This is a genomic window from Flavobacterium sp. ASW18X, from assembly GCF_005144745.1.
Lineage (GTDB): Bacteria > Bacteroidota > Bacteroidia > Flavobacteriales > Flavobacteriaceae > Croceivirga.
Genome location: NZ_SWKK01000001.1, coordinates 22999 through 41833 on the forward strand (window position 1 = coordinate 22999; position 18835 = coordinate 41833).

The following is an 18835-nucleotide window of genomic DNA, read 5'->3' on the forward strand; positions in this document are numbered from 1 at the left end:
TTTATTCAATTACTGTAAAAAAATACTCTTGCGTGGTATTTATGCCAATGTTTTGAATAGTCAAGTTAACCTTATTAGGAGAAAAGTCGTAACTATTAATATAAGCGCTATTAAAGTCTAACTGAAAATCTCCGGTTTCTACTAAAACAATTGCGGTGGTAGAGGTATATGTTTCGGTATTAGGATTATAGCTTGCTAAATTGGTTTCCCCATCAGGTGAAAAATAGTTGCTTTTTTCGGTATAAATTCTTTGATAACTATTGGAGAAGCTCGAAAATTTACTGAATTCAACATCATAGTAAAAATCATTTGCTCCTGTACTTTCAAAAATGTCTAAAAGATTTGGTTGGCCATCTTCAGGTAGGTAACGGCTAAATTCGAATGTAAAATAAATGGTGTCTCCTACTTGATAGTTTTCTTGATTTTCAAAGGTAAATGCATCTTCGATGGTAAGTAGCGGTACAAAAAAATCATCATCAGATATACAACTACCAACTAGTATTAATCCACAAAGGCTTAGAATTCTGAGTATTTTTTTCATAGCAATATTTTAAAATCTATATCCAATATTTATCCCTGATTGCGCTATAGAAATGCCCCAATCATAATAGTATTCTTGACCAGATAAATCGCCTCCTAAACCAAAAACCAATTCCAATGAAACACGCTTTTTAAACAACAAAAATTCCTGACCTATCGCAGCACCCAAGGCAAGATTGGTATAATTATTTATACCTCTTCTATAAACTCCAAAACCAGCAGCTGTGGTTTCTCTACTAATACCGTCATAACGGCCTCCGTAGATAGTTGCAAATCCTTGAATAAAGAAACTAGTGCGTTGTGTACCTCTTACATACCATCTTGCAAAAGGTGTAATTTCATAATCACGTGTACCATCGCTATAACCATCCGTAAAATCTTTGCTGTTTATGCCGTATCTGCCGTACCAAAGTCCAGCTCCAGCAGAAAACTTTTTATCAAATCTGTTTTCATAAACTAGATAAGCTGATGCGTCTGCAAGTAAATAAGTAGTATTCAGCGCTATCTCATGCTGGTAGTTTGGAATAGAATCTTGACTATGACCGTGATAAAAGTTTCCTATCAAAAATGCGAAACAATAATATACAAGAGGTATATTCTTAGGTAATGGCGCCATATAAGGTAGCTTAGTTTTTACTAAGATGAAAATATATAAGATAGGATGCTTTAAGAAATTGTTAATTGCTTCAATATCATAAAAGTTAAAAAGGTTGTAGTAAGTTTGTGAAGTATTTAGAGAGCATATGCAGGCATATTTTTACATTAAAGCGCTTCACCTCATCTTTGTAGTAACTTGGTTCGCAGGGCTTTTTTATATTCCCCGTTTATTTATTTACCACATTGAAGCAGCTGATAAAGCATCCCCAGAAAAAGAAATTTTGACTGCACAATTAAAATTAATGACCAAACGGTTATGGAATATTATTACGTGGCCATCTGCTGTTCTATGTACACTCTTTGCATTGACCTTATTACATTTAAACCCAGGATTATTAGGAATGCCATGGATGCAGGTAAAATTAGTTTTTGTAGCCTTGTTATGGGTTTACCACATAAAATGCCATTTAATTGTAAAAGAATTACAAAACGATGAGATAAAATATACCTCTCGGTTTATGCGTGTTTTTAATGAGGGAACGACGCTAATTCTATTTGCAGTTATCTTCTTGGTCATTTTAAAAAGTGCCGTGAATTGGATTTATGGCGTAGTGGGAATCTTTGTTTTAGGAATTCTGCTGATGTTAGGAATTAAGTTATACAAGCGGATTCGAGATAAAAATCCAAATGCCTAAAACCATTCGGTTTAGGAAATATAGCGAGAGCTACAACTTTAAAATATCGGAATCTATTTTTAATGTTAGCCTTTGGTGCGATTATTGCTTAATTTAGATATAAAGTCCTAGTCCTTGATTAAAAAGCTTTCCCTTAGATCACGCATATTTTTTACCATGATTTTACTTGTGGTGATTGCATCTGTTTTAATAGCCGGGGTTACCATCTATCAGTATAGGGAACAATCCAACGATTATCATGAAAATCGATTAGAGCGTAAAGAAGAGCAGATTTTGCAAAGCATGAATTACGTGCTTCAAGAGACCACTTATGAACCGTCTACAGAGAACCTTGCACATATTTTTAGAACAGAAATCTATAAGATTGCCGATGTACAAAATGTAAATTTTAATATTTACGATTTAGAAGGGCAACTGATAAAATCTTCCAAACCCGCTTTTGAAGCAGATTCTATTAGCAATTGTTTGGATGCTGAGGTCTTAAACAATTTAGAAATAAGCCCTACCAAACGCTATGTAGAAGAAAAACGAGCAGCAGGGGATAATTACCAAGCCAGTTATACATACATCAATGACCCAAAATTTAAACCAATTGGTATTATAAACCTACCCTATTTTGAAGATAATTCTTTTAACGATATGGAGTTAAAGGAATTTTTAATGCGCTTAGGCGGTGTTTATCTGCTTATGTTGTTATCTGCAATTATCTTGGCGTATTTTGTTTCTAAATACATAACCCGGAGTTTACAAACCGTGGCAGATAAGTTGCATCAGACCAATTTATCAAAGCGAAACGAGAAAATTTATATAGAAAATCCTAGCGAAGAGATAGGGAAACTGGTTCATTCTTACAATAGTATGATAGACCAATTAGAACAAAGCGCAGCTAAATTAGCAAAAAGTGAGCGCGAACAGGCATGGCGAGAAATGGCGAAGCAAGTGGCGCACGAGATTAAAAACCCATTAACGCCTATGCGCTTAAGTGTACAAAGTTTTGAAAGAAAATTTAACCCAACAGACCCGGACGCTCCAGAGAAATTGAGCGAGTTTTCTAAAACTATGGTGCAGCAGATAGACATTATGAGTAACATAGCATCTGCCTTCTCTAATTTTGCAGATATGCCTGCCCAACAAAAGGAAACTTTGAATGTGGTAGAAGTAACCAAACTGGCCTTAGATATATTTCAGGAGCCTTATATTCATTTTATATCGGATGAAACCACGCTTATTGCCAAACTAGACCGCACACAATTGATTAGGGTGGTTACCAATTTGGTTAAAAACGCCTTGCAAGCTGTACCAGAGATAGATAACCCTCGAATTTTGGTCACCGTAGCTCAAGAAAAGGATTGGATTAAAATTTGCGTAGCAGACAATGGTATAGGTATCCCTGACGCGCATAAAGAGAAAATATTTGAACCCAAATTTACCACAAAAACTAGTGGTATGGGCTTGGGCTTGGGAATGGTTAAAAATATTGTGGAAAACTACCATGGCACTATAGAATTTACCAGTCAAGAAGCTAAAGGGACTGTTTTTATCGTAAAATTCCCCAAAGAATAACCCAGTTACTACATGGGTTGCTCCTCATATTTTTTAACTTTACAATACTAGATACATTAACAACTAAAAACATTAGATGGACTACAACAACATTTACATAGAAGAAGAAAATGGGGTTGCGGTGATTACTATAGACCGTCCTAAAAAATTAAATGCACTTAATAAAGCAACCATAGAGGAGTTGCATAATGCTTTAAATGAGCTAGAGCAAGATAAAGACACACGTGTTATTATTTTAACCGGTAGCGGAGATAAGGCCTTTGTTGCTGGCGCAGATATTTCTGAGTTTGCAGATTTTGCGGTAAAACAGGGAGGACAATTGGCTGCTAAAGGGCAAGACATCTTATTCAATTTTATACAAGACCTTTCTAAACCTGTTATTGCTGCGGTCAATGGTTTTGCACTTGGTGGCGGATTAGAGTTAGCCATGGCCTGCCATTTTAGAGTAGCTAGTGATAATGCTAAAATGGGACTGCCAGAGGTTTCCTTAGGCGTAATACCAGGTTACGGCGGTACACAACGTTTACCGCAGTTAGTGGGTAAAGGTTTAGCCATGGAAATGATTATGACAGCTGGGATGATAGATGCGCAAAGAGCACTACAGCACGGTTTGGTAAATTACGTAGTAACACCAGAAGAGCTGTTACCGTTATGCCATAAATTAGCAGGTAAAATCATCAATAATTCGCCTGTAGCTATTTCCCAAGCAATAAAAGCAGTAAATGCGGGTTATAATTCTGAAAAGAATGGCTATACCGTAGAAATTGAAGCTTTTGGTAAATGTTTTGGTACAGATGATTTTAAAGAAGGCACCTCTGCATTTTTAGAAAAACGTAAAGCTAATTTTCCAGGTTCATAGTCTAAACCAACTAATGTCCCTATGAAAAATCTTTTTTTAAGCTGTTTTTTATTGATGGCAGGGTGTATTATGGCCCAAGATATGCCAATTACCTATCAATTTGGAGAAAAACAGAACGATAGACATCGGTATTCTAATTTAGTAACCATAGAGGAAGATGGCGATGGCGGTCTTATTTTGGTGCGGTCTTATTTTGCAGGACTCATTCTAAAACCCAAAGGCTATCTTATTGAGCGTTACGACAAGGATTTGAACCTTATCTCTGAATACAACTACAAGTTTAAAGACATGCAGTTGATAGATGGTTTTGTAAAAAACGGCACACTTAATCTCATTTTTTTTAATTACGATTATAATAAAGGGCAGTACGAGTATTGGGTGCATAAAACTGCTACAACCAATATCAACTTTACTACAGAGCGTATTTATGAGATGAAAACTAAAGTGGTCAATGGTGCCTTTGGTAAAAATTATTACAATAGAGATTTTTCTAACGGCTTTTCTACCACCTTACTATTTAATAAAGAGAAAACCGGATTCGTAATCAGTACACATCATTCTAAAGGAAAAGAAGAAACGCATACGTTGCAGTTGTTTGATACCAATCTTAAAAAACGCTGGGAGGTAGATTTTAATCGCGAAGCAGAAGAGAAAAACTACGCTTTTGAACAGCTAGCGCTAACCAATGATTTATCTACTGCTTACATTGTAGCCAAAGCGTATTTTAAGAAAAGACGTTTTAAGCAAGATGAACGCAAATATCAATATGAGCTATTAAAGGTTAATGGCGCTGGCGTACAGACGCAACAGTTTACCACACCAGGGAACTATCCAGAAGCTTTGTATCCCATAATCACCGAAAATACTATTAAGTGTGTTGGCTTTTATGCAGACCGTAAGGATAATCGTTACAATGGTATTTCTTACTATAATTTAAATGCATCAGACTTAACCATTACAGAAGAAAAACACCATCCATTTTCGGACGAGTTTATGTTTGATAAGTTTGGTCGTGAGGATGATAGAGTGATAAAAAACTTGGTTTTTAAAGAAGTAACAGTGACTAAGGAGAACGACATCTTATTTAATGCAGAAGAATATTTTGTAACTAATAGTATGTATAGCACCGGTGCGGGACAACGTATGAAGGTGGAGCGTTTTCATTACAATGATATTATGAGTGCCAAATTAAAAGCAAATGGGGATTTGCATTGGATTCGTAATATCAATAAAGCAGAAGTTACACAAGGCGATGGTGCTTACGCATCTTACAGCTCTTACACCAAAGATGGTAATACTTACTTTTTTATCTGCACGGCGGCAGACAATCCGCAATTAATTAATCAAGAAAGATTAATATTTAGACAAGGGCTAACACAAAATAGAAACGTTTTCGCTATTGCTCTAAATAAAGACGGAAAGCTATCTTATGAAAAGATTATAGATAGTAAAGAAGCTAGACTGCCGTTAATGGTATCTACACCCTTACGTTTAGGCAAACAAGATGCTATGTATTTCTATGCAAAGCGTGGTTCTAAGAAGCAAATGGTTAAAGTAGCGTTCTAAGAGCGTTAAAAATTTACAGAAATAGGATTTAATCCAAAATTATGGATTAAATCCTATTTTATTGTCCAATTCTAGCTATCAAAAAGGTCGTGGGGCACAGCTAAATGTGCATAATAGATTTCTAAAAGATATTCATGAACAACGAGATGATTTTTTAGAATTCTGTCGTATTTCTGGCGAAGAACCAACCAAGAATACCACGGAACGTATTCCTATTTTTCCAAAGAGCATTGTCAATAGAGTCACAAGTCCGGATGTGGGTATGCACTACAGTTTAAACCCTTACCAAGGCTGTGAACATGGTTGTATTTATTGTTATGCGCGTAATGCCCATGAATTTTGGGGCTATAGCGCGGGTAAAGATTTTGAGCAGAAAATTTTGTTTAAAAAAGATGCACCGCTACTGTTAGAAAAGTTATTGCAGAAAAAAAGCTGGAAAGCAGAAACCATAGTACTATCTGGCAATACGGATTGCTATCAACCTATAGAGCGAGATTTGAAACTTACGCGAGCATGCTTACAAGTTTTTCTAAAGTACAGACATCCTGTAGGGATAATTACTAAAAATGCTTTAATCTTAAGAGACTTGGATGTATTACGAGAATTGAATGCCTTAGGATTGGTTGGCATTAATATTTCTATTACTTCTCTAGAAGAATCTACAAGACGTTTGTTGGAGCCCAGAACGGCATCGGTACAAAAGCGGTTAAAAGCGATAGAAACTTTATCTAAAGCAGGTATTCCTGTAAATGCAATGTTGGCACCCATAATTCCCGGAATTAATAGTCATGAACTTTTAACCCTAGCAAAAGCGGTGTCTGACCGTGGTGCACGCTCTTTTGGATTTACTGTGGTGCGCTTAAATGGTGCTATAGGCGAAATATTTACAGATTGGTTGTACAAAGCCATGCCAGATAAAGCAGCTAAAGTACTTAGCCTTATTGCGCAATGCCATGATGGTAAACTGAATGATAGCCGTTTTGGTAGTAGAATGAAGGGCGATGGCGCTGTAGCGGAACAGATACACCAAATGGTTCAGCTAGCCAAAGCAAAATATTTTAAAGGCAAGAGGTTTCCAAAATTGCGAACAGACTTGCATGAAGCTTATAAAGATGGCCAATTGAAATTGTTTTAACGACGTGTAATTCCGATTAAAGAATTAATACAAAGTAACCTTGTTCTTTGCTATGCTAGGTTTCTTTAGGTTTTCATTTAGTGGTTTGGCGAATTGGTAATTACTTGTAAAAATTAAAATAAAAACCACAGCTATATTCTAAATAAGTTTACTTTTGCGCGCTATTTTTTATTAATGTAAGTGATAGACTTTCATGACCTTGAAGATTGGCTCAGTTGGATAGATGAGCTTTCTGATAAGCATTACGTAGTGGTCGACAATTTTTTGAACCCACCTCTTTACGATACGCTAAAAAATTACTTTGTAGCACACCAAGATAAGTTTACACAAGCGGGTATTGGTAGTTTAGATAACCACCAAGTACGTACTAAAATTAGAGGAGACAAAACTTTATGGCTAGATACCAATAGAGATGTTGACTTAAATTCTTTTTGGCAACTGGTACAAGAGACAAAAAACGTACTCAACCGCTACTGTTACTTAAGTTTGTCTGGGCACGAGTTTCATCTAGCACATTATCCGCCTGGTGGGCATTATGCCCGTCACTTAGACCAGTTTGAAGAACGAAGTAACCGCATGATCACCATGATTATTTATTTAAACGATACGTGGCAAATGGGTGATGGGGGCGAATTGGAAATTCTTGAATCTGATAAATCGTTAAGTTTAATACAACCGCTTGGCAACCGTTGTGTATTATTTAAAAGTGGGGTAGTACCACATGCGGTATTAAAATCTCACAAAGACCGCTACAGTTTAACAGGTTGGCTTACGTATCAACCTAAAGGCTTGGCATGGATTTAATAGCTAAGTATTTTAAGCATCTTGTGCTGCTGTAAACTGTTGGTTTAAAGAGTTCTTTTTTCTAACATTATCGTGCTGGCTGCTTAAGCGTAGTTGAGGAGCATACTTTCCACTCGTCTTTTAGTATACTATAATAGAGCGTATCTCTTCTACGGTTGTTGGTCATTAGGGTATGACTACGCAATACCCCTTCTTTTACGAGGCCTACTTTTTCCATGCCTTTACGGGCAGCAATATTAAGCACGTCTGTTTTAAACTCTATGCGTAGGGTTGCCGTTTCTGTGAAGAGATAGTTGAAGAGTAGTTTTTTTACCAAGCTATTAATTCCAGTGCCTTGATACGCCTTGGCAATCCACGTCCAACCAATTTCTACACGACCATCTTTGGTAGAAATGTTTCCAATACGTGTAGTACCAATAATAGCCCCATTAGCGGGGTCCACAAGGGTAAAGGGCAATTCTTTTTGCTGCTCACGGTTGTGTACCGCGGTAGCAATCCAATTTTTTAAAGTTACTTCATTAGATAAATCAGCCGTAAAATAATACCACATTTGGGTGTCTGTAGTAAGTGTTTTCATAGCTTCAAAATCTTCTAATTGCATAGGTCTTAGAATAACTTTTTCAGTAATTAGGGTTTTATCAAAATTGAGCATTGTTTTTTGGTTTGTCTTGAAGATTGCTTTAAAGGTAAAAGGTACTAAGTAAACAGTAAGTAGTAAAAAGTACGAAGTATTAAGTGGTGTTGTCTGTCGTCATGCAAAACTTGTTTCAGCATCTCATCCTGAAGTTAATAATTAGAAATAAGTCTATTGCAAATACAAATTTTAGTGCTCCCTTTAGCAAGGGGAGCTGTCCGCAGGACTGAGGGGTCTGTTTTTATGAAGCAAAAAATCCAAAATAAATAGTTCTAAATATCAGGTAATGTTTAAACTATTCATGTAGCGCTTTCGTTGGAATTTTTGCAAATTAAAAAACCGAGAGCAGTACTCTCGGTTTTATAGCTATAGTGTCTTTTTAATTAAGAAAGCTCCCAACCTTTACGGTAGTCTCTAGTTACCCATTCGTTGGCTTTTTCGTAATTGGTAATTCGCATATTAGCGCCATCCCAATGCAGTTTGCGGCGGCCTTCGTACCTATAAGGATCCCAATCGCCTACTTTTTTACCAGCTTTCAACTTTTTGTATTGGTAAGCCCGTACGGCCAAATTACCCATAAGTACGGTTTCGGTAAGTTTTCCTGCTTTTTCAAAATTAGAAGAGGTTTCTACCCCGGTTAAGCAGCCTTCTACAAAGTTTTGGATATGACCATTGATACCATTAGTAACTCTTGGATATTTAGGTGTAGGTTGTTGGTAGAAACCCATGAGGTCAGACGGTAACAAACGTGCATTTTGGGAGTAAGTGTCTGCTACAATAATCCCTTTTTCGCCATACATTATAGTTCCACCATCACCATTGCCTATAGTTTCACCATCTTTAAGCTCGTCTGGCAAATCTGGTTTAATACCACCATCATACCAATTCAGTTGTATATCTCCGTGATAATCGTGCTCAAATTTTAAATGTATTTTAGAAGACGGTGGGCAAGAAGGGCTATAATCTGCCTCCACAAAATCGCCTACCCAAACAGTAGTGCAACTCGCTTCTGCTTCAGTAGGGTAGCCAAGGTCTAATACACTAAAGGGAGTTTCCATTATATGGCATCCCATATCGCCCAAAGCGCCTGTTCCAAAATCCCACCAACCTCGCCATTTAAAAGGTAAGTATCTAGAATTATAATCTCTCATAGCAGCAGGCCCCAACCACAAATCCCAATCTAACTCTTTAGGAATGCGTTCTTTTGTATTGGGTACGGCAACACCTTGCGGCCATACGGGTCTGTTGGTCCAACAATCTATGGTATGCACCTTGCCAATAATGCCAGATTCTACCCATTCCCGTGCAACACGGCTACCATCACTAGAGGCGCCTTGGTTACCCATTTGGGTAATTACATTATTATCTCGAGCTACTTTAGTCATCAGCCTAGCTTCATAAATATTATGCGCCAAAGGCTTTTCTACGTAAGCATGTTTTTTGGCTTTCATAAACGGTAGGGCAATGGTAGCGTGTGTATGGTCTGGAGTGGCTACCATTACTGCGTCCATGTCCTTAAGGTGTTTGTCATATACCGTTCTAAAATCCTTATAGGTGGTTACATCTGGGAAGTTTTTGTAGGTATTGGCTGCAGCTCTATCATCTACATCACAAAAAGAAACAAATTTTACTTTACCGGTGTTGTGTAGGCCTTCAATTACTCCAGCACCTCTTCCGCCCACGCCAAAGGCACTTACATAAAGTGTGTCACTTGGAGGAACGTGATTTTTTCCTAAGACAAAGCTGGGTACAATAGTGAAGGCAGCCGTACCCGCGGCTGCATTTTTAACAAAATTACGTCGTTGCATTCGGTTTAGTTTTAGTTTTTAAAAAGATACGGATTTTGGGGTAGATGATGTTAACTTTTTAGACCGATAACAGCTGTAAAAAGTTTAGCAGATAGTGGTAGGCTACTAAAGGCATTGTATTAATTATACGTTAAGGGAAGAAGACAAATATTAAATAATATATCGATAGTGTTAAAATTTCATTTTTTGTCATCCATACGCTCAGCCAAGTGCGTATAAGAGGTGTATTTAAATCAAGAACACTAAAACAGCACACATAATGTCTAAAACTACTTCTAAGGAAGCCAACCAAGACCAAAACAAGACCACTTTTTTAAAACGAATACAGCACTTTTTTTATACCGCAGATGGTGCAGAAATCTTTGTTAAGGGGAGTTCCTTAGCCTTGATGTTGGGCGCTATTTATTTGGTGTATGTGTTGCATGAAGATTTTACACAATTTAACACAGAACAACGTAGCTCTTTGCTAGGCCGTTCATTCTTATTATTAGCGTTGAGTCTTTTAGTATTTAAAGCCTTTTTCTTTTTATATACTCTATACCATTACATAAAATACAAGGCGATAAAATCTGTGAGTGATACAGAATTGCCAACTACTACCGTAATTGTACCAGCGTATAATGAAGGCAAGCAAGTCTATGATACTTTGATAAGTTTGTCTAAGAGCGATTTTCCTAAGGAAAAATTACAAATTATCGCTATAAATGACGGAAGTAAGGACGATACTTGGGAATGGATGCAAAAAGCAAAGCAAGTGTTAGGAGACCAAGTAGAAATTTATCAGCAACCTAAGAATATGGGTAAAAGGCATGCCTTATACCGAGGCTTCCATTTGGGTACTGGCGATGTATTTGTTACAGTAGATAGCGATTCTATTGTGGACCAAAACACCTTACGGAATTTAGTAAGTCCTTTTATAGTAGATAATAAATGTGGTGCAGTAGCAGGGAACATCCGGGTATTAAACAATAAAAAAGCATTGTTGCCTAAAATGTTAGATGTAAGTTTTGTGTTGAGTTTTGAATTTGTACGTTCCGCAGAAAGCAATGTTAATACGGTGCTATGTACTCCAGGAGCTTTGGCAGCTTATAAACGAGAGGTGATTTTCAATTGTAAAGAAGAATGGATTAACCAAAAGTTCATGGGTAAACCTTCTGATATAGGGGAAGACCAAGCTTTAACCAACATGGTAATAAAGCAAGGATTTAGTGTGCTTTTTCAAAGCAATGCATTTTGCTATACCAATGTGCCAGAGCGTTACAAAAACTTGTATAAAATGTTCATTAGATGGGATAGAAGCAACGTTAGAGAAGTATTAGAGATGTCTAAGTTTGTTTTTACCAACTTTAGAGCACATAGTAAAGGCGCTGCAAGATTGTTATTCACCAGTCAGGTATTAAAAATTGTAATGAGCTATCCATTATTTGTATTCATGTTGTTCTTTGTGGTCACCGAACCGTTATTATTTATTGGATCCTCATTGGTAAGTATTTTGATATTATCTTCTTTCTCGGTTATTTTCTACTCCAGAAAATACAATTTTGCCGAGTCGTTTTGGGCGTATTCCTACAGCATATTTTACACCTTTGGTTTGTTCTGGATAACGCCGTATTCTATTGCAACGGTAAGTAAAGGAGGGTGGTTAACTAGAGGATTAGACGCTAAAAAGCAAAGACGATTTAAGTTGATGCCTTAAAATAAATTTATATAAAAAGGTCGGGTAAGAGCCCGACCTTTTTTATGCTTCTTCTTTAATGCCTATAGGATTCCACTCGGCATAGAATTGCTCTAAAAAGCTAAGCATAAACGCATGGCGTTCTTCTGCAAGAGCTTTTCCCGTCTTGGTGTTCATTTTGTCTTTTAATAACAATAGCTTTTCATAAAAATGATTAATGGTAGGCGCTGTAGATTTTTTATAGGCCTCTTTGCTCATGTTTAGGTTGGGTGGTATGGCGGGGTTATATAGTTCTCTATTTTTGAAACCACCATAATTAAAAGTACGAGCAATACCAATGGCGCCAATAGCATCTAAACGGTCAGCATCTTGCACTACTAGTAATTCTGGAGACGTAAAGGTAGGTCCGTCTTCCAAGCTATTTTTAAAGCTAATATGCTCTATTATTTTTACTACGTGGTCTATTACATCTTGTTCTACCGCTAAAGAAGCTAAAAAGGCCGAAGCCATTTTAGGACCTACGGTTTCATCTCCATCGTGGAATTTAGCATCTGCAATATCGTGCAACAACGCTCCCAAGCTTGCTACTAAGATATTTACATTTTCATCCCTAGCAATACGGATGGTATTTCGGAATACACGTTGTATATGGAACCAATCGTGACCGCCCTCTGCGCCTTGCAAGGTTTCCTTTACAAAAGCAATTGTTTCTTCTATGAGTTGGTCGTCTCCTATTCTTTCCATTTAATTCCAGATTTTACTACCTCTTCTACTTGTATTAAAAGGATGTCTAGGTCTTTACTATTTTCTATCGGTTGATGCACCTCAAAAGTAACATGTACCCCTAATCCCATAGGGAATTTACCGTACTTCAAAAGTTTCCAAGAATTATTGATGCTTATAGGAACAATCAGAGCATTGGGAGCCTTTTTTAATAAAGTCTTTAAACCCATGGGCTTAAAAGGTTTTGGCTTACCGTCTCTACTACGGGTACCTTCTGGGAAAATTACTGCAGATCTATTGTGTTCTTCTATATATTTTCCTAAAGAAGCAATGGCCATAAGTGCCTGTTTAGGGTCTTTACGGTCTATAAGTACAGAGCCGCCATGCCTTAAGTTGTAAGACACACTAGGAATGCCTTTGCCTAATTCTTTTTTACTTACAAATTTGGGGTGGTATTTACGCATGTACCAAATTATAGCAGGAATATCATTCATACTTTGGTGATTGGTAACAATCACTAAAGGCCTGTCTGTTGGGATATCATGCGTGTTGGTAAAACTATAACGTGTGCCCAAAACTGTAGTGCTCCGCATTAAAAACCAATTTAAAATGGCGACACTACGTCTATGAGCTTCGTATCCAAACCAATTAAAACAAATCCATTGTATGGGATGAAATGTTACAAGAAATAGCCCAAATAACAGAAGATAGAGTACTGTTAAAGGATAAGAAAGTATCTTAAGCATGGAGTCTATGTTAGTTTAGGGTGGCAAGGTAAAACAGAATCTTTACAAACTAAAAAAACCACTCTAAAAGAGTGGTTTTCTATTTGCTTTAAATTGTAGCTTAGCAATGCTCGTTATAAGCCTCCATTAGGTTTTCTGCAATCATTTCTGCAGGTCTACCTTCTATGTGGTGCCTTTCTATCATGTGTACCAATTCACCATTTTTAAATAATGCCATACTTGGAGAAGATGGAGGAAAAGGAACCATAGCTGCTCTAGCGGTATTTACGGCATCCGTATCTACACCAGCAAAAACGGTTACCAAATGGTCTGGTTTTTTACTGTTTTGAATACTCAATTTAGCAGCTGGTCTTGCATTAGCTGCTGCACAACCACATACAGAGTTTACTACAACTAGAGTAGTACCATCTTTTTTAAGTGCCTCTTCTACGGCATCACTTGTATATAATTCCTCAAAACCAGCAGAAGCTAGGTCTTGTCTCATTGGTTTTACTAATTCTTCTGGGTACATAAACTTTCTTTTTACAGTTCAAAGATAAACTTTTTGTCGCATAAGCAGATTAAACTTAACAAGGTGTTCACGTTAGCAATTTTTTTTAATGGTCTATCTTTGTTCGTCAATAATTACGGTATGATTAAATGGGGTGCAGCCATTTTGGGCTATGTGTTTTTACGGTTGCCAGGTGCTATTCTTGGATTCATCGTCGGTAGTTTTTTAGATAACCTAAAGACTAGCGGAGCTAGTGCAAGTACCGTTTACAAGAACTATAAAAAACAAACGGTTTCTCCTGCAGATTTTGAGTTGCACCTACTCTCTTTATGTTCTATTGTGATTAAAGCAGACGGACAAGTAAGCCAGCGAGAGTTAGATTATGTTCGGCAGTATTTTATAAGCACCTACGGAAAAGAAAAAGCAAATGCCATTTTTAAAACCTTTAATGAGGTCATTAAAAAACGAGAAGTTTCTGCTGAACGTATCTGCACCTACCTTAATCAACGTACTCGACATGAAGTACGTTTGCAATTGGTTCATTTTTTATTTGGAATTGCACAATCTGATGGGCAGGCCAGTACTGCTGAAATTAATAAACTCAAACAAATTGCCACCTATTTAAGAATTGGTAATTACGATTTTGAGAGTATAAAAGCTATGTTTGTTAAAGAAGCAGACAATGCCTATAAAATTCTTGAAATCTCTAAGGCTGCCAGTGATGATGAGGTAAAAAAGGCATATAGAACAATGGCTAAAAAATACCACCCAGACCGTGTAGTAACGGAAGATGAGGCTATAAAAAAGGGAGCCGAAGAAAAGTTTAAGCAAGTGCAAAAAGCTTATGAAACCATTCAACAAGAAAGAGGATTATCTTAAGCTATAGCTTGGGCCACTCGTCTTTTGGCTTTTTTTTTCTTTAGTTTATTAATATAAATTATGGTGCCTGTGATTGGCAAACTTGTACCTATTAAACACGCCAGAAAATACAAGATTTTACTAAACGTGCCATAAATCTCCCCAGTGTGTATAGGTTTAATGGCAGAGGCTATTTTTACATTAAAAGGCTTATCTGCATACAGCTCCTTAGCCAATACGGTTCCGTCTAGTCCCAAAATAAGATTATCATACGCTGTAGTCACCCAGCTTTGGTCTGCTATTTTACGTATGGTATAGGTAGGATTCTTTTTATTTGGCAAACTAATTTGTACTACTCCTTGATAATTTAAGTGTGTCTGGCTCAATTCCAAAGCTTCTTCTAAAGATATTTCTTGGTCTTTAGCCACTTTGGCAGCATCAAATTCTGGACCACCACCTCTATTAAATACCTTGGTGCCTAAAACTGCGCTAAGCCCTGTTCTATACCCTTCAAAAGACCAGCATAGTCCGGTTAAACCCATGACTAAAATTAGCAAACAAGCGTAAAACCCTAGGGTATTATGTAAATCATGATTTACACGTTTCCAATTGGCATTGGTCTTAATTTTAAAGCCGTTTTTTAGATATTTCCATTTCAATTTGTTTGGAAACCAAAGAACAATCCCTGTTAGAGAAAGAATTAAAAAGATAATGGTGGCTATACCAACTATGGGTCTACCAATTTTAGAATCGAGCAACATCCAGCGGTGTAGCTTAAACATACTAAACATAAAATCGTCCACAGCGGTTTTTTGTGGAGCTAAAAGAGCAGCAGTATATGGGTTTACTTGGTAGTTAGTACCGCGGCGTTGTTTAGGATTTTCTTTTATAGAGAATAAATAGGGCTCTTTAGGGTCTGTAGGAATGGTTACCGCATTCAATTGCCCCTTTGCAGTTAAATTTGGATTTTGACTAAGCGTACTTAAAGATAATGGCGCTCCACTAGGCACTACGGCCAAATCTTCTTTAAACCAGCCTTCTATCTCTTTCTCAAACGTGAGTATTGTACCACTTAGGCATACCAAAAAAATGATAATGCCACTTACAAGGCCTAACCATAAGTGAATATCATTTATCAATTGTTTAAATCCGTAAGTGTTCTTTTTGGTCGCCATATTTGTAAAATAATTCTGGTTGGTCTTAATCCTGGTTGTTTATATTATTTTAAGTTTTATACAACAACTTTTGTTTTGGTCTTGCTATTTAGACTTGTTTAAAATAACAGTACAAATGTAACGGCTGGCAATGGTAAATACAATTTTTATTTAGATTTGTTTTAAATAAATTTAAGGTAGATGGATGTCCAACATTATCCACCCTTTAAATTTCTTACATTTAGGCATCAATTTAGAACAGCTCATGAACGATTTTGGCCTATATCTGCAGCTTGGAGTAGCGCATGTACTCGATTTTGCTGCCTATGACCACATTCTTTTTTTAAGTGCACTAGCTATACCATACGGATTTAAAAAGTGGCGTTTGGTAGTTTTATTAGCAACCATTTTTACAATAGCCCATTGTATCAGTTTAGCGCTATCTGCTTTTGATATTTTAAGGGTAGATGCCAGCTGGATAGAATTTTTAATTCCTGTCACAATTGCCTTTACAGCAATTTTTAATGTTTACCGGGTCTATAACACAACCCAAAATACGGGTTGGTATTTTACAGGTTTGGCAACAGCTTTTTTTGGATTGATACATGGTTTTGGTTTCTCCAATTATTTTAATATGATGATGGCAGAAGCAGAAGATAAAATAACTCCTCTATTGGGGTTTGCTACGGGGATAGAAGTATCGCAATTAGTGATTATACTTTCTGTACTTATGCTACATTACATAATCGTTCACAAGCTCAACCTTGCCAGTAAATGGTTTGTATTAGCTGGTTCAATACTCATTTTAGGAATTACAATACCGATGTTGATAGAAACGTTTCCTTTGTAAGAGGTTTCGTTAATTTTATCGGAATTCATTGGTAGACGTTAACAAAGCAGGTATCTTTAGAAGAATGAAGGATTCTAAACAGGAAAAGTACGACCGTGCCTATTTAAGAATGGCTCAAGAATGGGGTAAGTTATCTTATTGCAAAAGAAAACAAGTAGGAGCCATTATTGTAAAAGACCGGATGATAATTTCTGATGGATACAATGGAACACCCACCGGTTTTGAAAATGTATGTGAAGATGAAGAAGGGTATACCAAGTGGTATGTACTCCATGCAGAAGCTAATGCTATTCTAAAAGTGGCTGGCTCTACGCAATCTTGTGATGGAGCAACCTTGTACATTACCTTGTCTCCCTGTAAAGAGTGTAGTAAGTTGGTACACCAATCTGGCATAAAACGTGTGGTGTATCAGAATGCATATAAAGACGATTCTGGACTTCGATTTTTAGAAAAAGCAGGAGTGGAAATCGTGCATATGCCAGTAGTAGAAGAGCCAGTATAATTGTATGTGTATGAAAGGAATGAAATCCATCTTAAAACCTACCATTTTTTCCTTTGCTCTTGCATTAGGCATTTTTATTGGTGGTAAGCTTCATTTTGGTGATTCTCCTGAAAAGCTTTTCACTACAAATTCCAAAAAAGATAAACTCAATAGGTTAATAGATTATATAGACTACGAGTATGTAGATAAGATTGATACAGATAGTATTGTAGATGTTACCGTAAATAATATTTTGGGCAAATTAGACCCACATTCTGTCTACATTCCAAAAGACCAAATGGAAGCAGTAGCCGAGAATATGAAGGGTGATTTTGTAGGTATTGGCATTCGTTTTAACAGAGTTAAAGATACCATTACTGTAGTCCGTACCATCATTGATGGTCCTAGTTATAAAAAGGGACTAAAAGCTGGTGATAAAATTTTATTGGCAGATGGCGATACACTGTATGGTAAACGCATACCCAATAGTGATTTGGTTGCCAAACTTAAAGGGAAAGAAGGTTCTAAAGTATCGCTAATGGTGTATCGTAAAACAGAAAACAAAACCTTTAAAGTAGAGATACGTAGAGGTGTGGTGCCTATACGTAGTGTGGAGGCCCAATACATGCTTAATAAAGAATTGGGATACATAAAAATAAATCGCTTTGCGGAATCAACATTTAAAGAGTTTAAAGAAGCTTTGTATTCCTTACAGGTGCAGGGTGCTCGTAAACTCGTTTTAGATTTAAGAGATAATCCTGGGGGTTATTTGGGCATTGCAGAGAAAATGGCAGATGAGTTTTTAGAGGATGGGCAGCTTATTCTTTTTACAAAAAATAAAAAGGGAAAAGTCAACAAAGTTTTTGCTACTAATAAAGGCACTTTTGAAAATAAACAGGTTTACGTACTAATTAATGAGCGTTCTGCATCTGCAAGTGAAATTATAGCAGGAGCACTGCAAGACAATGATTTGGGTACAATTGTAGGGAGGCGCTCTTTTGGCAAAGGCTTGGTGCAAAGAGAAATGGATTTAGGCGATGGCTCTGCAGTGCGTTTAACGGTTTCTAGGTACTACACCCCAACAGGGCGGTCTATACAAAAGCCCTATGCAAAAGGACATAAAGATTACTACCAAACCTTTATGGACCGTTACCAGAGTGGTGAATTAATTTCTGTGGATAGTATAAAAGTGGCAGACTCATTAAAGTTTACCACACCAAAAGGAAAGGTTGTTTATGGCGGAGGTGGGATTATACCAGATGAGTTTGTGCCAATAGGTACACTAGACCATGAACGTATCCAAAGTATGGAGGCCTCTGGGTATTTTTCTGATTTTGCTTTTCGGTTTCTAGAGTTGGACCGTAGCAGATTTTATAATTTTCCAGAGAAAGAGTTTATGGAAGATTATCGTGTGGATGACATCATCTTTGAAAGATTTATAGATTACTTACTTAATAATAATATTAAGATGGATTTTTATGCTAATGAGCAGATGATTAAAAGGTATCTAAAAGCAAACATTGCAGAACAACTATACTCACCTAACTTAGCAGCAAAAATAAAATCTACAGAAGATATAATGCTTCAAAAAGTGCTGAGTTTAGAAGAAGCAGCAAAACAAGAAGAAGTACCAGTTACGGAAGATATTGTAGACTAA

Annotated in this window: 19 protein-coding genes; 11 read left to right on the forward strand and 8 right to left on the reverse strand. The window is 36.8% G+C overall.

Annotated features, from left to right (window positions below; genetic code table 11):
* Position 1: 1 nt before the first annotated feature.
* Positions 2 to 541: a hypothetical protein gene (locus FBT53_RS00090; RefSeq protein ID WP_136949135.1), complete on the reverse strand. Its 540-nt coding sequence runs from the start codon at positions 539 to 541 to the stop codon at positions 2 to 4.
* 9 nt (positions 542 to 550) lie between these two features.
* On the reverse strand, positions 551 to 1156 hold the full coding sequence (locus FBT53_RS00095) for a hypothetical protein (RefSeq protein ID WP_136949136.1): 606 nt from the start codon (positions 1154 to 1156) through the stop codon (positions 551 to 553).
* 127 nt (positions 1157 to 1283) lie between these two features.
* Between FBT53_RS00095 and FBT53_RS00100 the strand changes: the two genes are divergently transcribed.
* The 6 genes from FBT53_RS00100 (at position 1284) to FBT53_RS00125 (ending at position 7759) form a co-directional block, all read left to right on the forward strand.
* Positions 1284 to 1832, forward strand: coding sequence for a CopD family protein (locus FBT53_RS00100; protein ID WP_136949137.1), 549 nt, complete (start codon positions 1284 to 1286; stop codon positions 1830 to 1832).
* 156 nt (positions 1833 to 1988) lie between these two features.
* Entirely contained in the window at positions 1989 to 3395 is a 1407-nt protein-coding gene (locus tag FBT53_RS00105) for an ATP-binding protein (RefSeq protein WP_136949138.1), read from the forward strand.
* Positions 3396 to 3471: 76 nt separating this feature from the next.
* The gene (locus tag FBT53_RS00110; protein ID WP_136949139.1) at positions 3472 to 4254 is read left to right on the forward strand and encodes an enoyl-CoA hydratase/isomerase family protein; all 783 of its coding nucleotides are present in this window, start codon (positions 3472 to 3474) and stop codon (positions 4252 to 4254) included.
* Between the two features lie 21 nt (positions 4255 to 4275).
* On the forward strand, positions 4276 to 5820 hold the full coding sequence (locus FBT53_RS00115; RefSeq protein WP_136949140.1) for a hypothetical protein: 1545 nt from the start codon (positions 4276 to 4278) through the stop codon (positions 5818 to 5820).
* Positions 5821 to 5881: 61 nt separating this feature from the next.
* Positions 5882 to 6955, forward strand: a complete 1074-nt coding sequence (locus FBT53_RS00120; protein ID WP_136949141.1) for a PA0069 family radical SAM protein — start codon at positions 5882 to 5884, stop codon at positions 6953 to 6955.
* Positions 6956 to 7135: 180 nt separating this feature from the next.
* A complete protein-coding gene (locus FBT53_RS00125; protein ID WP_136949142.1) occupies positions 7136 to 7759 on the forward strand; it encodes a 2OG-Fe(II) oxygenase in 624 nt (207 codons plus the stop codon).
* A 67-nt stretch (positions 7760 to 7826) separates the two neighbouring features.
* Here FBT53_RS00125 and FBT53_RS00130 read toward each other — a convergent pair whose 3' ends face one another.
* Both FBT53_RS00130 and FBT53_RS00135 read right to left on the reverse strand, forming a co-directional pair.
* Positions 7827 to 8411 (reverse strand): GNAT family N-acetyltransferase, encoded by a 585-nt coding sequence (locus tag FBT53_RS00130; RefSeq protein WP_136949143.1) that lies wholly within the window; start codon positions 8409 to 8411, stop codon positions 7827 to 7829.
* A 365-nt stretch (positions 8412 to 8776) separates the two neighbouring features.
* On the reverse strand, positions 8777 to 10201 hold the full coding sequence (locus FBT53_RS00135; RefSeq protein ID WP_136949144.1) for a Gfo/Idh/MocA family protein: 1425 nt from the start codon (positions 10199 to 10201) through the stop codon (positions 8777 to 8779).
* A gap of 259 nt (positions 10202 to 10460) precedes the next feature.
* On the opposite strand from FBT53_RS00135, the gene FBT53_RS00140 reads away from it, so the two are divergent.
* Positions 10461 to 11897, forward strand: a complete 1437-nt coding sequence (locus FBT53_RS00140) for a glycosyltransferase family 2 protein (RefSeq protein WP_136949145.1) — start codon at positions 10461 to 10463, stop codon at positions 11895 to 11897.
* 42 nt (positions 11898 to 11939) lie between these two features.
* Here FBT53_RS00140 and FBT53_RS00145 read toward each other — a convergent pair whose 3' ends face one another.
* The 3 genes from FBT53_RS00145 to FBT53_RS00155 all read right to left on the reverse strand — a co-directional run bounded on the left by FBT53_RS00145 (position 11940) and on the right by FBT53_RS00155 (position 13856).
* Positions 11940 to 12611 (reverse strand): HD domain-containing protein, encoded by a 672-nt coding sequence (locus FBT53_RS00145; protein WP_136949227.1) that lies wholly within the window; start codon positions 12609 to 12611, stop codon positions 11940 to 11942.
* Positions 12608 to 13345 (reverse strand): 1-acyl-sn-glycerol-3-phosphate acyltransferase, encoded by a 738-nt coding sequence (locus tag FBT53_RS00150; RefSeq protein WP_136949146.1) that lies wholly within the window; start codon positions 13343 to 13345, stop codon positions 12608 to 12610. Before FBT53_RS00150 ends, FBT53_RS00145 begins: the two co-directional genes overlap by 4 nt.
* A gap of 100 nt (positions 13346 to 13445) precedes the next feature.
* Positions 13446 to 13856 (reverse strand): BrxA/BrxB family bacilliredoxin, encoded by a 411-nt coding sequence (locus FBT53_RS00155; RefSeq protein WP_136949147.1) that lies wholly within the window; start codon positions 13854 to 13856, stop codon positions 13446 to 13448.
* A 120-nt stretch (positions 13857 to 13976) separates the two neighbouring features.
* On the opposite strand from FBT53_RS00155, the gene FBT53_RS00160 reads away from it, so the two are divergent.
* Entirely contained in the window at positions 13977 to 14714 is a 738-nt protein-coding gene (locus tag FBT53_RS00160; RefSeq protein WP_136949228.1) for a TerB family tellurite resistance protein, read from the forward strand.
* On the opposite strand, the gene FBT53_RS00165 is transcribed toward FBT53_RS00160, so the two are convergent.
* Positions 14711 to 15868 (reverse strand): PepSY domain-containing protein, encoded by a 1158-nt coding sequence (locus tag FBT53_RS00165; RefSeq protein ID WP_136949148.1) that lies wholly within the window; start codon positions 15866 to 15868, stop codon positions 14711 to 14713. The two genes, FBT53_RS00160 and FBT53_RS00165, sit on opposite strands and share 4 nt — an antisense overlap.
* Before the next feature lie 184 nt (positions 15869 to 16052).
* On the opposite strand from FBT53_RS00165, the gene FBT53_RS00170 reads away from it, so the two are divergent.
* The 3 genes from FBT53_RS00170 (at position 16053) to FBT53_RS00180 (ending at position 18835) form a co-directional block, all read left to right on the forward strand.
* Entirely contained in the window at positions 16053 to 16697 is a 645-nt protein-coding gene (locus FBT53_RS00170; RefSeq protein WP_370323654.1) for a HupE/UreJ family protein, read from the forward strand.
* A gap of 64 nt (positions 16698 to 16761) precedes the next feature.
* Positions 16762 to 17199: a dCMP deaminase family protein gene (locus FBT53_RS00175; protein ID WP_136949149.1), complete on the forward strand. Its 438-nt coding sequence runs from the start codon at positions 16762 to 16764 to the stop codon at positions 17197 to 17199.
* Between the two features lie 10 nt (positions 17200 to 17209).
* On the forward strand, positions 17210 to 18835 hold the full coding sequence (locus FBT53_RS00180) for a S41 family peptidase (RefSeq protein WP_136949150.1): 1626 nt from the start codon (positions 17210 to 17212) through the stop codon (positions 18833 to 18835).

Excerpts from the sequence above, each read along its gene's own strand:
- FBT53_RS00115 (WP_136949140.1), top strand. The coding sequence starts at position 4,276 with ATGAAAAATCTTTTTTTAAGCTGTTTTTTATTGATGGCAGGGTGTATT.
- FBT53_RS00135 (WP_136949144.1), bottom strand. The coding sequence starts at position 10,201 with ATGCAACGACGTAATTTTGTTAAAAATGCAGCCGCGGGTACGGCTGCC.
- FBT53_RS00095 (WP_136949136.1), bottom strand. The coding sequence starts at position 1,156 with ATGGCGCCATTACCTAAGAATATACCTCTTGTATATTATTGTTTCGCA.
- FBT53_RS00175 (WP_136949149.1), top strand. The coding sequence starts at position 16,762 with ATGAAGGATTCTAAACAGGAAAAGTACGACCGTGCCTATTTAAGAATG.
- FBT53_RS00165 (WP_136949148.1), bottom strand. The coding sequence starts at position 15,868 with ATGGCGACCAAAAAGAACACTTACGGATTTAAACAATTGATAAATGAT.
- FBT53_RS00180 (WP_136949150.1), top strand. The coding sequence starts at position 17,210 with ATGAAAGGAATGAAATCCATCTTAAAACCTACCATTTTTTCCTTTGCT.
- FBT53_RS00170 (WP_370323654.1), top strand. The coding sequence starts at position 16,053 with ATGTCCAACATTATCCACCCTTTAAATTTCTTACATTTAGGCATCAAT.
- FBT53_RS00160 (WP_136949228.1), top strand. The coding sequence starts at position 13,977 with ATGATTAAATGGGGTGCAGCCATTTTGGGCTATGTGTTTTTACGGTTG.
- FBT53_RS00155 (WP_136949147.1), bottom strand. The coding sequence starts at position 13,856 with ATGTACCCAGAAGAATTAGTAAAACCAATGAGACAAGACCTAGCTTCT.
- FBT53_RS00130 (WP_136949143.1), bottom strand. The coding sequence starts at position 8,411 with ATGCTCAATTTTGATAAAACCCTAATTACTGAAAAAGTTATTCTAAGA.
- FBT53_RS00090 (WP_136949135.1), bottom strand. The coding sequence starts at position 541 with ATGAAAAAAATACTCAGAATTCTAAGCCTTTGTGGATTAATACTAGTT.
- FBT53_RS00140 (WP_136949145.1), top strand. The coding sequence starts at position 10,461 with ATGTCTAAAACTACTTCTAAGGAAGCCAACCAAGACCAAAACAAGACC.
- FBT53_RS00110 (WP_136949139.1), top strand. The coding sequence starts at position 3,472 with ATGGACTACAACAACATTTACATAGAAGAAGAAAATGGGGTTGCGGTG.
- FBT53_RS00100 (WP_136949137.1), top strand. The coding sequence starts at position 1,284 with ATGCAGGCATATTTTTACATTAAAGCGCTTCACCTCATCTTTGTAGTA.
- FBT53_RS00150 (WP_136949146.1), bottom strand. The coding sequence starts at position 13,345 with ATGCTTAAGATACTTTCTTATCCTTTAACAGTACTCTATCTTCTGTTA.
- FBT53_RS00105 (WP_136949138.1), top strand. The coding sequence starts at position 1,989 with ATGATTTTACTTGTGGTGATTGCATCTGTTTTAATAGCCGGGGTTACC.